The organism is Pantoea sp. XAF26B01_ASV70 (assembly GCF_054512635.1).
In genome coordinates this window covers 936,010-951,025 of the sequence record NZ_CM137251.1, presented here as the reverse complement: position 1 = coordinate 951,025, position 15,016 = coordinate 936,010, and the positions used below count along the sequence as shown (strand labels likewise).

General features: G+C 58.2%; 9 protein-coding genes. 1 reads left to right on the top strand and 8 read right to left on the bottom strand.

All coding sequences use genetic code 11. The features are described 5' to 3' along the window. Positions 1-73 precede the first annotated feature (73 nt). Entirely contained in the window at positions 74-1,402 is a 1,329-nt protein-coding gene (gene argA / locus ACX8ZY_RS04625; protein ID WP_010248624.1) for an amino-acid N-acetyltransferase, read from the top strand. Positions 1,403-1,451: 49 nt separating this feature from the next. Here the strand turns inward: argA and recD are convergent, their stop codons facing one another. From recD to ACX8ZY_RS04585, 8 genes are all read right to left on the bottom strand, one after another. Further along, positions 1,452-3,293: an exodeoxyribonuclease V subunit alpha gene (gene recD, locus ACX8ZY_RS04620; protein WP_010671032.1), complete on the bottom strand. Its 1,842-nt coding sequence runs from the start codon at positions 3,291-3,293 to the stop codon at positions 1,452-1,454. Then, positions 3,290-6,829, bottom strand: coding sequence for an exodeoxyribonuclease V subunit beta (recB, locus tag ACX8ZY_RS04615; RefSeq protein ID WP_421665246.1), 3,540 nt, complete (start codon positions 6,827-6,829; stop codon positions 3,290-3,292). The genes recD and recB overlap by 4 nt, the downstream gene beginning before the upstream one ends. Beyond that, on the bottom strand, positions 6,826-9,717 hold the full coding sequence (gene ptrA, locus ACX8ZY_RS04610; RefSeq protein WP_158149024.1) for a pitrilysin: 2,892 nt from the start codon (positions 9,715-9,717) through the stop codon (positions 6,826-6,828). Before ptrA ends, recB begins: the two co-directional genes overlap by 4 nt. Before the next feature lie 108 nt (positions 9,718-9,825). Beyond that, a complete protein-coding gene (gene recC / locus ACX8ZY_RS04605; RefSeq protein ID WP_158149023.1) occupies positions 9,826-13,203 on the bottom strand; it encodes an exodeoxyribonuclease V subunit gamma in 3,378 nt (1,125 codons plus the stop codon). Positions 13,204-13,304: 101 nt separating this feature from the next. Further along, positions 13,305-13,631 (bottom strand): prepilin-type N-terminal cleavage/methylation domain-containing protein, encoded by a 327-nt coding sequence (locus tag ACX8ZY_RS04600; protein WP_244641243.1) that lies wholly within the window; start codon positions 13,629-13,631, stop codon positions 13,305-13,307. Then, positions 13,591-13,995: a DUF2509 family protein gene (locus tag ACX8ZY_RS04595; protein ID WP_033758709.1), complete on the bottom strand. Its 405-nt coding sequence runs from the start codon at positions 13,993-13,995 to the stop codon at positions 13,591-13,593. The genes ACX8ZY_RS04600 and ACX8ZY_RS04595 overlap by 41 nt, the downstream gene beginning before the upstream one ends. Next, positions 13,992-14,519, bottom strand: a complete 528-nt coding sequence (locus ACX8ZY_RS04590; protein WP_192073220.1) for a prepilin peptidase-dependent protein — start codon at positions 14,517-14,519, stop codon at positions 13,992-13,994. Before ACX8ZY_RS04590 ends, ACX8ZY_RS04595 begins: the two co-directional genes overlap by 4 nt. Next, entirely contained in the window at positions 14,516-14,986 is a 471-nt protein-coding gene (locus ACX8ZY_RS04585; protein WP_158149022.1) for a prepilin-type N-terminal cleavage/methylation domain-containing protein, read from the bottom strand. The genes ACX8ZY_RS04590 and ACX8ZY_RS04585 overlap by 4 nt, the downstream gene beginning before the upstream one ends. Positions 14,987-15,016: the final 30 nt, after the last annotated feature.

The window sequence follows — 15,016 nt, the reverse complement described above, 5'->3', positions numbered from 1 at the left end:
TAAGACTTGCAAAACCGGGCGTAAAAGCATAAAAATACAAAAAATACGAATAAACATTCACTGAGGGTTGGCCGTGAAGGAACGTAGTACCGAACTGGTTCAGGGTTTTCGCCATACCGTTCCCTATATCAATGCCCACCGGGGTAAAACCTTTGTCATCATGCTGGGTGGCGAAGCGATTGAGCATGAGAACTTCTCTGGCATCGTTAATGATATCGGCCTGCTGCATAGCCTGGGCATTCGCCTCGTCGTGGTGTATGGCGCACGACCGCAGATTGATGCCAGCCTGGCTCAGCAGCAGCTGGAGCCGGTTTACCATAAGTTTACCCGGGTCACCGACGCGCAATCGCTGGAGTTAGTGAAGCAGGCCGCCGGCCGACTGCAGTTAGATATCACGGCCCGCCTCTCAATGAGTCTCAACAACACGCCGCTGCAGGGCGCGCATATCAACGTGGTCAGCGGCAACTTCATTATTTCACAGCCGCTGGGCGTGGATGATGGCGTGGATTACTGTCACAGCGGCCGTATCCGTCGTATTGATGAAGAGGCCATTCATCGTCAGCTGGATAACGATGCGATTGTGCTGATGGGCCCGGTTGCGGTTTCAGTTACCGGCGAAAGCTTTAACCTGACCTCGGAAGAAGTGGCTACCCAGCTGGCGATTAAACTCAAAGCGGAGAAAATGATCGGCTTCTGCTCTGAGCAGGGCGTGCTGAACAGCGAGGGTGAAATCATCTCCGAGCTCTTCCCGAATGATGCGCAGGCCCGTATCGATGAGATTGAAAAGGAAGGCGATTATCTTTCCGGGACCGTTCGCTTCCTGCGTGGGGCGGTGAAAGCCTGCCGCAGTGGTGTTCGCCGCAGCCATTTAATCAGTTATCAGGAAGATGGTGCACTGTTGCAGGAGCTCTTCTCACGCGACGGTATCGGTACCCAGATCGTTATGGAGTCGGCAGAGCAGATCCGTCGCGCCAATATCAATGATATCGGCGGCATCCTCGAACTGATCCGTCCGCTGGAGCAGCAGGGTATTCTGGTGCGTCGCTCGCGCGAGCAGCTGGAAATGGAAATTGATAAGTTCACCATCATTCAGCGCGATAATCTGACCATCGCCTGTGCAGCACTCTATCCGTTTATGGATGAAAAGATTGGCGAAATGGCCTGTGTGGCGGTTCATCCTGACTATCGCAGCTCTTCACGCGGTGAGATGTTGCTGCAGCGCGTGGCACTTCAGGCACGCCAGATGGGGCTGGAAAAACTGTTTGTGTTAACCACCCGCAGCATCCACTGGTTCCAGGAACGCGGCTTTACGCCGGTAGATATTGAGTCCCTGCCCGAGAGTAAAAAAGAGATGTATAACTATCAGCGCCGTTCAAAAGTGTTGATGGCCGATCTCACCTGATTCAATCCGTAAGGGACAGGCCCCCCCGCGTGGTCTGTCCCCTCTCTTCTCAGCCAGATTCCCCTAGTCGCTCCACCAGACCGCTGCGTCGCTGCGTTTGCAGCTGCACGGCACGCTGAAATACGCCGGGTTCGCTGTAGATGGTCAGTTGCCGCCGTGCACGTGTAATCGCGGTATAGACCAGTTCACGGGTCAGCACCGGCAGAAACTGCGTGGGCATCACCAGCGCGGTATGATCAAACTCCGAGCCCTGTGATTTGTGCACCGTCATCGCCCAGGCCGTTTCATGTGAGGGTAACCGGCTCGGCTGAATCGCCTTGATCGATCCATCCGGCAGCGGGAAAAAGACCTTCAGGTTGCCCTCTTCATCCCGCATCGTCATGCCGATATCGCCATTAAACAGGCCGAGCGCGCTGTCATTTCGGGTGATCATCACCGGACGCCCTTCATACCAGCGGCTGCCCATGCCAGGACGACGGATGCGTTGCAGCTGCATCAGTCGCTGCTCAATACGCTGGTTCAGACCCTGCACGCCAAATGGCCCGTCACGTAATGCACACAGCAGCTGATAACGGCCAAAAGCGGCAATCACTTCTGCGGGCGACGACTGCTGTCTGATCAACTGCAGGAAGGGCTGATAACCCTGGGCTACCTCATCCAGCATCGCCTGATAAGCGTCAGCGCTGTTCAGCGGCTGGTAACTGATATCCTCATAAGCCGCAGCAAACACCGCCCTGACCTGCTCTGCATCGCCACGATTGATCGCTTTTGCCAGCTGGCCGATGCCTGATGAGTCATCAAAACGATAACTCTTCTGCAGCAGACAGATACTGTCGCGGACTGCGGGTGCCTGCACATCGTCACTGCCCTGCAGTGTGCAGCCGGTCAGCAGCGCGAGCTGTTCAGCCCGTGCCAGGCTGTAGCCGCTTTCGGTGCAGCGGCAGATGTCGCCCAGCACCGCACCGGCTTCGACCGAGGCCAGCTGATCGCGATCGCCCAGAAACACGACGCGGGCATGGGCAGGCAGCGCGGCGATCAGTTTTGCCATCATTGAGAGATCGACCATCGACGCTTCATCAACCACCAGCACATCAAGGTGCAGTGGGTTACCGGCATGGTAGCGCAGCCGCTGAGTGTCGGGCTGTGCGCCCAGCAGGCGATGCAGCGTGGTGGCTTCGGCAGGAAAACGCCGGCGTTCTTCGTCGCTGACCGCCAGTTCCTGCAGTGCACTGCCCAGTGACTCGGTCAGTCGCGCGGCGGCTTTGCCGGTCGGTGCCGCCAGCTGAATCCGCAGTGCACCGGGATTCAGGCGAATCAGGGCAGCGAGGAGTTTCGCCACTGTGGTGGTTTTACCGGTACCCGGCCCGCCGGAAATAACCGCAGTCTTGCGGGTCAGCGCCACGGCCGCCGCAATTTTCTGCCAGTTCTCCGGCTGGTCGTCAAACAGGCTGTTCAGCACGTCGCCTGCAGCATGCATATCAAACGCAGTTTTCACTTCCTGCGCAGCGAAGAAGTCGGCGACCCGGCCTTCGCTTTGCCACAGCCGATGCAGATATAAACGCTGATTACTCAGCACCAGCGGCGTAACCAGGCTGCCATCACTCACAGCCGACCAGTCAGCAAAGCGTGCTGTCCAGTCTTCCGGCGCACCAGCGGCGTGCCAGATCGCCTGAGCCAGCGCAGGCTGGCGACCAGCGAACAGATTCGCTTCGCAAAGGTTGCTCAGCGGTAAACAGACGTGCCCCTCACCCGCGTCAGCGCTGACGCAGGCCGCAGCGAGCAGCAGCCCAGGCTGTGATTCCGGGGCCACCAGTTGGGCAAACTGTATATCCAGCGGTCGCAGGAGACGCTTCTCTACCGCCTGCAGCAGCAGACTCAGCATGTCACTCATAACATCTCCCCGGTTTCACCAAACAGTGCATCAATTTCTTCCACAAAGGCTTCAGCAGGTCGGGTGGCGAAAATGCCGTTGTCCGGCGAGCTGCCATCCATCCCGCGCAAAAACAGATAAAACACCCCACCAAAGTGACGCTGATAGTCGTAGTCCGGCAGGCGATGCTGCAGATAGCGATGCAGCGCCAGCGTATAGAGCTGATATTGCAGATCGTAGCGGTGGCCAATCATCGCCTGCGCCATCGCCTCTGGCGTGTAAGCGGCGTGGCTATCCCCCAGCCAGTTCGATTTGTAGTCGAGCAGATAATATTTTCCCTGCCAGCGGAAGACCAGATCGATAAAGCCCTTCAGCATGCCCCGCACCTGACGAAAATCCAGGGGGGCGGCCTGCTGAGAGAGGCTGTCGTGCCGGCGCAGCAGAGCGTCAAGATCCGCCGCAGTCAGCAGATTGTTGATCGGCAGATAGAACTCCATCTCAATCAGGCGTTCGCTGCTTTTTATCGCCGACAGCGTCAGCCCCTCAGCATTGAGCGGCGTATGTAAGACCCGGTCAATCCACTGTTCCAGAACCGGCAACCAGCTCAGCGGATAGCCATTATGCTGCAGCTGATCTTCCAGCCAGACGCTGTCCGGCGGTTCGGTAAAGTCGATCGACTCAAACAGACCATGCAAAAACGTACCGGGTGCCGCTCCGCGCGGAAAGTGGTGGGGTGTCAATGCAGCCTCTTCACCCTTCTCTTCTTCGCCCGCGGCATCAATATCAAAGTTGGGCATCGCATCCAGCAGCGGCGAGCTGTGATGCTGTTGCAGGCCTGAATAACTGGTTACCCGCCAGACGTCAGCCAGCGAGCGCGTAATGTCGCGGCTGCTTAAAACCTCATCGCCCTGCTGCGCATCCTGCCACATCTCTCCTGGCAGCAGAGCCTCTTCAACCAGCGCAATCCCTTCACCGGTTAACGCATTCAGTCGCTGAGTGAGCTGCTGCGCATCCGCCGCCTCGCCCTGCTGCACCAGGTAGCCCAGTGCGCTCCTGTGCAGATCGCTTTCGCCCTCTTTTTTGCGGGTGCCTTTGATCAGTGGCGCAATGCCGACGCTGCAGTGATAGACCGAACGGGTCAGCGCCACGTAGAGCAGACGCAGATCCTCCGCCAGGCGCTCCTCTTCGGCCAGCGCCAGACTTTGTGCATCACCCTGCACATCCAGCAGTGCCGTGAACGTGTCGCGATCGTGATAAAGCGCGCTGGCCGCCTCGCGGAACCCGGCAGCAAATGGCAGCCAGACCAGCGGATATTGCAGTCCTTTCGATTTATGGATGGTGATGATCTGCACCAGATGGCGGTCGCTTTCCAGACGCAGCTGCTGGCTGGAGGCCTGGCTGTTTGGCCGGGCAATCTGCTGCGCCAGGAAGCGCACCAGGGCGTGCGGACTCTCCAGCTGCACCGAAGCCTCCTGCAGCAGTTCACCCAGATGCATCAGGTCAGTCAGGCGACGTTCACCGTTCTCCGAGGCCAGCATATTCTCTGCCAGCTGCCGCTTGATCATCACGTCACGCAGCATCGGTAACACGCCGCGCTGATGCCAGAGCTGCTGCCAGACGGCAAACTGCTCCACCAGCACATCCCACTCACGTTCATTCTGTGTCAGCGCGTCGAGCGTTGCTGCATCGATGGCAAAAATAGAGGTCGCCAGCGCGCTGCGCAGCAGACGTTCCTGCTCGGGTGCCTGTATCGCCTGCAGTAACCAGAGCAGTTCGCGCGCTTCCGGCGTGGTGTAGACGCTGTCCCGGCTGGAGAGATAGACCGAAGGGATCGACAGCGCATTCAGCGCGTCGCGGATTAAACCGGCCTCATTACGACTGCGCACCAGCACGGTGATATCGGAAGCCCGCACCGGCTGCAGCGCCTCGCCTTTGCCCAGGCGGGCGCGCCCCTGCTGTCCGGCCACCAGCCAGCGGCTGATATCGGCCGCACACTGCTGTGCCATAAACTGCTGGTAATCGCTGTTACCCACGCCCTCGCCAGGCTGCAGCCAGAACCGTAACGCCGGTTGCTGCTGCTCGTCAAAAATCAGTTTCAGCGACTGATTGGGCGCAGCAGGCTTAACTGGCTGAAAGGGGATCGCCGAGAACAAAAAAGGCGAATCGAGCTGAGAAAAGAGGCGGTTGACGCTCCCGACCATCTCAGGTGATGAACGCCAGTTGGTATCGAGCGTGTAGTGAGCGCTGACTTCGTTTCTGGCCCGCAGATAGGTAAAAATATCCGCACCGCGAAACGCATAGATCGCCTGCTTGGGATCGCCGATCAGAAACAGTGCCTGTTCAGGCTGATTAATATAGAGCGTGCGGAAGATGCGGTACTGCTGCGGATCGGTATCCTGGAATTCATCAATCAGGGCCACCGGGTAACGCGCCCGGATGGTTTCTGCCAGCAAAACGCCACCTGGCTGCTGCAGCGCTTCATCCAGTTTACTGAGCAGATCGTCGAAGCCTAACAGCGCACGTAACCGTTTCTCGCGCTGCACCGTGGCGCGCACATCGGTCAGCGCCTGCGCAATGATGACATCCCGCAGCGACAGCGGTTCTGCCAGAAACTGATCGATCGCCTCAAAAAGCGAATGACGCGGCGCTTCACCCTTTTTAGTTTTCTCCTCCAGCACCTGCTGTCCAAAGCGCTCCAGCTCTTTGGGCAGCTGATAATCCAGCGTGTCACTGCTGGCCCACTGCGTGACGCGGGCGACCCAGTTGGGCAGATGTTTACTGCTGTAGCTGCGCTTATCAACGCCAGATGCAGTGATAATGCCCTCAACATCGGCGCTGAGCGCCTGCCACTGCTGCTTGATGGCCTCGATGCGCGCCAGATTGCGGGCGTGCCGTGATGCCAGCGTCTCATCGGCGGCAGGCGGACGTTTCAGCCCCGGGGACTCCCCCTGTAGCCAGGGGCGCAGCGTGGCCAGCAGACTGTCCGGCCCGCTCCACTCTGCGGCGATGATCCGCGCCACATCCAGACTCAGTGGATAGCACTGACGACGCCAGAAATCGGCGGCCGACTGCTTCAGCAGCGCCTGCTCATCTTCAATCAACTCCTGCTCGAACAGCATGCCCGACTCAAAGGCATTGAGATTCAGCATCCGCTGACAGAAGCCGTGAATGGTAAAAATGGCGGCTTCATCCATCTGCCGCTCGGCAGCCAGCAGCTGCGCGGCGGCCTGAGCCAGATCAGGCATCTGCTCCAGCAGTAACTGGTGCATCGGATTGCTGCTTTTGCCGCGGATACAGGCCAGACGTAGCTGATGAATATTCTCGCGGATGCGCCCGCGCAATTCGGCGGTCGCGGCCTCGGTAAAGGTCACGACTAAAATTTCTTCGACAGAGAGCGGCCGGCTGTAGGCGTTTTCACCGCCCAGTCCCAGCAGCAGGCGCAGATAGAGCAGACCAATGGTAAAAGTTTTTCCGGTGCCCGCTGACGCCTCAATCAGCCGCTCGCCTCTGAGCGGCAGCGTTAAAGGATTCAGCGATACGGGAGGTAACTGCGTCATTGGGTCTCACTCTTTACCGGCAGCGACTGCTGCAGTTGTGCCACTTCACTCCAGGTTTTCCAGCCAGGCTGACGGGCAAACTCAACTTTGCCATTGCCGGTGCCTGCAATCTGCGAGGTCATCACCATGCCCTTATGTTCGATCACGGCCTGCCGGAAAAAGTCTGCCAGGCTGGTCGGGGTTAACCGCTGAACCTGCTCTGTCATTTTTTGCCGGGTATCAAAATGATCATTCTGCCGATCAAAGTCGCGGCTAAAGCGATCCGCTTCCTCAAAGAGCGTCTGAGGACGCTGCTGCAAATCATTGATCATCGCCTGCTGATACTGGGCAAAGTCTGCCTGGCTCATACTGCGCAGACGTTTTTCCGCCTGCGGGTAGAAGGCCTGATAGCGCTGCAACAGCCAGCCCGGTTGTTTGCTGTTACTTTGCAGCAGGAAGCCGATCCCCCACTGGCGACCCACAGGCATCTGGAAGGCAAACACCGCGTAGCCGAGCTGCTCTTTGGTGCGTAACTGATTGTAGAACCACGGCTGCACAATCTGGCTCAGCATGGAGCTGTGCGCCATGCTCTGATATTCACTGTATCCCAGTGGAACATAGAGCGCGGCAAGAGCGGAGTCGGTGCTGCTGCCTTTTTGTTGCAGGTTGGCTTTCAGCGGTTTTTTAATCGAGACATACTGACTATGCCAGTCGCGGGTCGCATGACTCTGCATCTGCTGTTTGAGCTCATGCCCCAGCTGCGTCACGCTGTCAGCACTGAGGTTGCCCACTACCAGCATCTCCGGCGTCGCGTCGCGGAACAGCGTATCGCGATAGTCAGTAACATCCTTAAGTGAGAGTGTGCTTACCAGCTTGCGGCGAGCCTCGCGCTGGGTATATGGCAGCTGCGACAGCAGTTGCATCGGCTGAATCGCCTGTTCAAACGCTTTGCCCTTTTCCGCCGCGTCCAGCCGCTCCAGATACCAGGATTTCGCCTGCTCCAGCTGCTGTTCTGTCGGCTGGAAAGTGGCATAACCTTCCACCAGTTTCTTCAGCAGGGTCGGCAGACGCTGAGTGAAGCCGTTGGCGCTGAATACCAGCCCTTCATCTTCACCCGTTGAGAAGCTGATACCGCCCACTGAAGCCTGTGAATTAAGCTCGTCCAGCGCCAGGCTGGAAAGGTAGTCATTCAGGCCAAACAGCACCTGCTGACGGGCATCACTGATGGTGTGCTTATTGCGTAACGCCAGGGTGATCGCCGCTTTTGGCTCGCTGGCGTAATAACGACTGGGCATCCAGTAAATACGCATATCATCCTGGTTATCCAGTCTCACCGGATGCTGATACGTTTTGCCGTCTGACGGTAACAGGGTGAAGTCGTCCGGGATATAGGGGTTCAGCACGGGCATCGCCAGCGTAATCTGGCTGGCGCGCTGCTGCCAGTCTGCAAAGGTTTGTGGGGTGATCTTCTCAACCTGATAAGGCGCATCCACAAAATAGGCTTTTTTGTTGTGCGGCTCCTGCGGGCTGATGTACCAGATACGCGCATGCTGCGGGGTCATCTCTTCCAGCCGGGCATTAATCGCGGCGGCATCGTACTGATCCGCCAGATAAGGTGCATCCAGCGTATGTTCAACCGGTACGCGCAGCATGGTGTCGGCCAGCCATTCAATGTAATCCATATCGCGGGTAATTGAGGGATAGCGGAAGTCGAGCGCCAGCACATGCGAAACTTCATCGAAATAGCGCTTATCATCCCCCTGCTGACGCAGAAGATTGATGTAGCTGAATATCGCCGCCACGACCTGGTCGCGCTGCGCCAGCCCTTTATCAGTCAGTGACGCGGTAATCGCAAACACGCCGCTGTTACGCTCGGTCATTGGGTCAGCACCCGCATTCACCCCGTCGGCCAGTCCCTGTTTTTGCAGCCAGTCAGTCAGCGTGTTTTTGCTGCGGTTACTGATTAAATAGCTGATCAGCGTGTCGGTTTTACTGCGGAACCGATCGCTGTTATTGGCAATGCGGAATTCAATTTTGAGCTGCTTGCGCGGCTGGGCCGGAACGTAATGGATGATGATGCCCTGCTGCGCATCGGTCACCACCGGCTCCGTAATCTCCGGCACGCTGGCGTCATGATTTTGCACCCGGCCAAAGGTTTTAGCCGCAATCGACGCCATCTCCGGCAGCGTTTTGTTGCTGTAGATCACCGCTTTCATCAGATTGGCGGAGTAATGCGTATGATAAAAGTCCTGCAGCGCCTGATGCAGTTTGCTGCCTGGCTTATCTTTCAGAGTCTCAAGATTGCCGCCCGAGAAACGTGACGCCGGATGCGCCGGGTTCAGGGTTTCTGCACCGACCTGGGCCATACGCAGGCCATCGCGCGAGCGCGCCATGGTCAGCTCGGCATTCACGGCGTGGCGCTCGCGGTCAGCGTTAACCGGATCCAGCAGCGGCTCAGCCACCGCATCCGCCAGGCGATCAACTGCCGGTTCCAGCGCGTCATTTTCCACTTCCAGATAAAAGGCGGTGCGGTAGGAGGCTGTGCTGGCGTTGTGGCTGCCGCCATGCTTTTTCAGGAATTCAGCCAGGTTGTCGGGCTGCGGGTAGTGCTTTGAACCCATCAGCACCATATGCTCAAGGTAGTGCGCCAGTCCCGCCTGCTGATCGGGATCGTCCAGCGATCCTATCGGCAGCGTCAGCGCCGCCAGCGATTTCGGTGCCACAGGATCGGAAACCAGTAATACCGTCATCCCATTATCAAGCCGGATAGCCTGATAGTGGCGGGGATCCTGTTCACTTTTGCGAATAGTGTCGTTAACCGGCTGCCAGCCTGATGATGCCTGCGCCTGCGCTGTGCAAGCCATCAGGCTTAACATTAGCGCCGCTATCCAGCGTGCGTGTACCCGCATGTAAACCCCTCTCGTTTCCCGATAAACCGCCAATGTCGGACGCGGCGGCTCAAAGCAGAGCAAAATTTTTGTGTAATGAGTCAGTCAGCAAAAACGCCTTCTGATCGGCTATTCATCATCCTGATGTGCAGCCAGCACCGGTAAATACCAGCGCTGTGCCGCCTCAGTTATCTGCTGTAGTTGTGGCTCATCCAGCACCCGGCAAAGACGTTGCAGATAGGGATCGCTGCCTTCACCCTCAACCTGATAGTTGCCTGACCAGGCCGTCAGCAGGCGATTACGCGCCTTAAGCTGGGTTGCCTCATCAGTCAGTAACTGCTGACTTTTTTTGTCGTAGCTGGCGGTCAGCCACGCGCCGCCACTTTTGTTAAGCAGCATCAGCGGCTGACGCATACCCGCGAGATATCCCGTGACATACTCATTCAGCGCAGCAATCGCCTCTGCCTGCGGCAAAGCAAGGAAGCACCAGCGGCTCTGCTGCCGGCCAAACATCCGGCTGCTGCCGGTGCCGCCCAGCGCGCAGTAGACCAGATGTTCCAGCCAGAGTAGCAGTCCGTCGTTCATGTTGAGTACGCCAGGCCGCCAGCGCAGCAATCCATCACTCTGAACCTGCGTCAGCCACCCGGTTAAGCTGACCTGCTCCAGTTGCAGATTCACTTCCCAGCTCTCGCCGTCGCTGCGCTGGGTGACCACTTCTGCCGCTACTTCCTGCATCTCATCGCGCTGCGCCTGCCAGAACAGCTCACCGAACGCGCCATAAGGCAGATTACCGGCCGCACGATGGTGCGCATAAAGCCGCTGAGTATCCTCGCCTTCGACCAGGGCATTCAGCAACTGCGCGTTAATCTGATAACGCTCAAGGTTGTCGAGCGCAAACGGCTCGCTGTCAGGCAGTTCGTTCTCCTCCAGCCAGAAACTCACGCCAAGCCGCTGGTGGAACCAGGCCCGGACCGGATGTCGCCAGAAGCGCAGGAACGCCTCCAGCGTTAGCGCGTCAATTAACGGCGCCTCCAGCGGCTGCACAAAATCGGGCTGCGGCTGCCCCGCGCCTCGCGCAGCAGGCAACCACTCACGGGCGAAACTTTGCAGTCTGGCAGCAGGCTGGAAGTTTTCGGCGGCAAACGGCATCCGGCTGTGCAGGTGCTGCAGGTGCATCCGCACCCGTTCGGCACTCTCATCCAGCTCAAGATGGCCATCACCGTCCAGATAAAAACTCTGTCCAATGTAATCCAGCAGTTCTGTGACCAGCACCGAGGGGTAGCGTTCCGTATTATCCTGAATCGCCCGGCCGATATAACTGATATAGAGCTGCTGCTGCGCCGAAATCATCGCCTCCAGGAAGAGATAGCGGTCATCATCGCGGCGACTGCGGTCGCCTTTGCGGGACTGCTGCTGCATCAGATCAAAACCTAACGGTGCTAAAGTACGGGGATAGACGCCGTCGTTCATGCCCAGCAAACAGACCAGCTGAAAAGGAATGGAGCGCATCGGCATCAGGGTACAGAAGTTAATCTGCCCCGCCAGGAAACGCTGACTGATGCGCTGTTGATCAAGCCGGCTACGCAGATCATCGCGCAACAGCGCCACCGGAATCGCCTCTTCAAACCGCGCATCCATGCCATATTCAATCAATTGCTGCCACTGCTCTTCCACCAGCAGCAAGGCGGCCTCGGTTTCTGCATCGGGGCTGAAAAAGGCATTGAGCAGTTCCCGGCACATGGGCAGCCAGGCCGCCAGTGGCCGGGGTTCGGCAAGCAGCTGCCGCCAGTGATTAAGCCGGGAGAGCAATTCAGCCAGATGTCCCGCCAGCTCCCCCACCAGACCACCCGACTCGTCATAAGGCAGAATCCCTTCCCAGTCACCGTTATGGCTCTCCATCGCATAACCCAACAGCATACGCTGCAGGCCAAAGCGCCAGGTGTGCTGGCCGGTAACCGGTAGTGACAGGGCTTCTACGCTGGCATCATCCAGCCCCCAGCGTACCCCCGATTCGCTGACCCAGCGCCGCAGTAAACGCAGGCCGCTTTCATCAATGGCGAAGTGGGAAGCGAGCGCTGGGACATCGAGCAGCGCCAGCACATCCTCCGAGACAAAACGGCTGTCCGGCAGTGCCAGCAGATGCAAAAACGCCACAATGGCCGGATGAGCCTGACTGGCACGGCGATCTGAAATCGCAAACGGCAGATAGCGATCGGCAGGTGCATTGGCGAACACCGCCTGAATAAAAGGGGCGTAGGCGTCGATATCCGCCACCATGACGATGATGTCACGTGCTTTCAGCGTCGGATCGGCCTCCATCATTGCCAGCAGATGATCCTGCAACACTTCAACTTCGCGCTGGGCACTGTGGCAGACCTGCACCGCAATTGATCGATCCTCCGGATCAAGGCAGCGCTTCTGATCGCTGTGTGCCAGTTCCGCCGCATTCAGTCCGATGATGGCGTTATCCTGCAGATTGAGAAGATCGTGCTGCATACAGTGCAGCAGGTTGTCCGGCTCCACATCGACAAAAGCATCGATGTCGTCGTTTGACTCCATCTGACTGAGCAGAAACAGGTTGTCACGCCCCAGCTTGCCCCAGGAGGCGAGCAAAGGGTTGGTCAGTTGCTGTTCACCAGCGTCGTTAAACAGCGCCGGTGCCTGCTCTGCATCCCGGAAGAGTCCGCGTGATTCATCAGCACCATGGCGGCGGCGCTGACGACTTTGCAGTTTCGCCAGAAACGCATAATCCTGAATATCGCCCCAGTAATCGCGGCAGGGATTGGTGAACAGCAGATGGATGTCGATGTGACGTCCCAGCGCCTGCAACGCCTGCAGATAGACCGGCGGCAGCGCAGAGATGCCACAGATAAAGACCCGTTTGGGCAGATTTTCCGGCGTGCTTTTCGCCTGATCCAGCGTCTGGATAAATCGCGCATAGAGGTTGGCGCGGTGCCATTCAGGCTGGCGCAGGGCCTGGGTATAACTCACCAGATCGCGCCACAGTGCGGCCTGCCAGCGCTGCGCCTCGCCCAGCCCCTCAATGGTTTCGCCGCGCTCCCAGCTGTTGAGCCAGTCGGCACGATAGACCAGATACTGGTCGAACAGATCGGCCACGCGGGAGCTGAGCTGAAACAGTTTACGCTTGTCGCCGTCGTCATGGAGATAGTGGCGCAGAGAAGCAAACTCTTCATGCTTCAGCATCTCCGGCAGCCGGTGCATCAGCTTCCAGCCCATGCTGGCCTTACTGAAAGCACTTTCTACCGGGATATCGGGCAGTACGCGGACGAACATCTCCCAGATAAAACTGGCGGGCAGCGGAAATTCGATATTAGCAGCAATACCAAAGGTTTGCGCCAGCTCCATCTGCAGCCACTGCGCCATACCCGGACTCTGCACCAGCACCATTTCTGAGGCGAAAGGATCATCAAGAGGGTCATGTTTAATCACCGCAGCCGCCAGAATCTTCAGCACATCAAGCTGATTTGAGTGATAAACGTGAAACATGAAAACTCCTGTGATAACTCAGAACGTGACTGCGGTATTGCGGCTCTGTCACTTTACCGCGTATCGCGGTTGAAACCCATCAAAAGGGCAACCGGGGAGAGTTAACATCGCAGCCGCGTCAGGGTGGCACTGCGCTGATAAGGCCCCGTCACGTCAGCCCGATCCAGTGTGCAACCTGAAGGGCCGCTCTGCTGTTGCAGTATTGAGGTCCAGCCGGGGCTCTCATGTCCCATCAGTTGCTGCTCAGCCACCCGCCATGCCTCACGCTGATACCACTGCTGGCTGAATCCCAGTGCCAGTGCGCGATGATAGTGCAACAGCGTGCTGCTGCTTAATGCCATTAACAGCAGAGCAAACAACACTTCCGGCAGGCTGAATCCACCGCGCTTACTGGCAGGTGGCCGGGGGCGTAAGCGGGCAGTAGTCAATCCAGCCGTGCGGCAACGCGGTAATCTGATTGCCCCGTAACCGCACCCACTGCCAGACTGCCATGCCACTGCCGCTGGCCTCCCCTTTAAGCAGACCTTCATCCTTTTCACCTCGTTGTAAACAGCTGCGCCAGCCCTGGCGATCATCCTGCTGACAGCTGGCCGCCTCACTGGCTGACCAGCTCAGGGAGAAGCCCCATTGCAGCGCAGACTGCGCCCGCCAGAAATCCTGAATAAACTGCTGCTCATCCGCCAGCAGTCGCATTCCCTGCTCAGACATCTTACGGCTGGCATGCAGCGTAAAGCTGCCAATGACCATAATCATCAACACCATGCCCAGAGCGCTGCTGCCTCGCTGCTTCACAGGTTCTCTGCCTCAATCCAGCTCTCCATCGTTTCAAGCCAGCGTCCGGCCCGTCCCTGCAGCACTAATCTGACCTGCGTGCCCTGCTGGCTGACGCTGAACTGCTCCAGCGTCATAAACGCGGGGTCGGAGAGCCGCTCCCAGCCCGCTGACTGACACTGGTCAACACCTCGCTGCATCTCAAGCTGCTGTTGTCGCAGGCGATAACTGTAATAGTCACTCTCTGCATGGCTCACCCCTTCCCATTTACCGTTGCTGTTCTCATCCCAGCGCAGCAGCAGGCAGTTCTCTCTGATTTGCAGCGCCCCACTGCCACACTCACCGTGACAATAACCGGCACGCCGCACCGCTTTTTCCAGTGTCGCCATCATCTGCTGTAACTCCTGACGCAGCTGCGCCCGTTGCATCACGCCGGCGTTCTCTGCCAGCAGCAGCGGCAGAAAACGGCCAGCACTTAACATCACGACGGCGCTGATTGCTAAGGCGATCAGCATCTCCAGCAGGCTGAATCCGGCCATTTTCAACGGCACGTCTCCTCATCCGTCATGCAGAGGCGAATACGGGCTCTTGCCGAGATAATCAGCCGCATTCGTCCGGCGCTGTTACCCAGCTCAATGCTGCCCGCCCGGGCCACATTACGTCGGCCATAGAAGCCCGGTTCACCCCGGATGTCATAGAGCGCAACGCCAGCGTGCGGCGCTACGAATTGCAGCCGTTTTCGGCTATCACAGCCTGCAACGGGGCGGCTTCCGGCACCGATGCACCAGGGATCGCCAGGCCGTGACCATAAAATCAGGTCGCTATTTTGCCGGTTGGCCTGGGCACGCAGCCGAAGCAGAAATCCCTGCAGTTGCTGGGCGCTGTCGCGCAGTTGCAGCCGCTGTTGCCAGCGCTGCCAGCCATGCAGCGCGGCAAGACTCAGCATGCCGGCAATCACCATCACCAGCAGCAGTTCCGGCAGGGTAAAACCGCGTAAGTATGCTGTTTTCATGGTGTCAGAGTGCGGGTGATGAACAGATGA

Excerpts from the sequence above, each read along its gene's own strand:
- recD (WP_010671032.1), bottom strand. The coding sequence starts at position 3,293 with ATGAGTGACATGCTGAGTCTGCTGCTGCAGGCGGTAGAGAAGCGTCTC.
- recB (WP_421665246.1), bottom strand. The coding sequence starts at position 6,829 with ATGACGCAGTTACCTCCCGTATCGCTGAATCCTTTAACGCTGCCGCTC.
- ptrA (WP_158149024.1), bottom strand. The coding sequence starts at position 9,717 with ATGCGGGTACACGCACGCTGGATAGCGGCGCTAATGTTAAGCCTGATG.
- recC (WP_158149023.1), bottom strand. The coding sequence starts at position 13,203 with ATGTTTCACGTTTATCACTCAAATCAGCTTGATGTGCTGAAGATTCTG.
- ACX8ZY_RS04585 (WP_158149022.1), bottom strand. The coding sequence starts at position 14,986 with ATGAAAACAGCATACTTACGCGGTTTTACCCTGCCGGAACTGCTGCTG.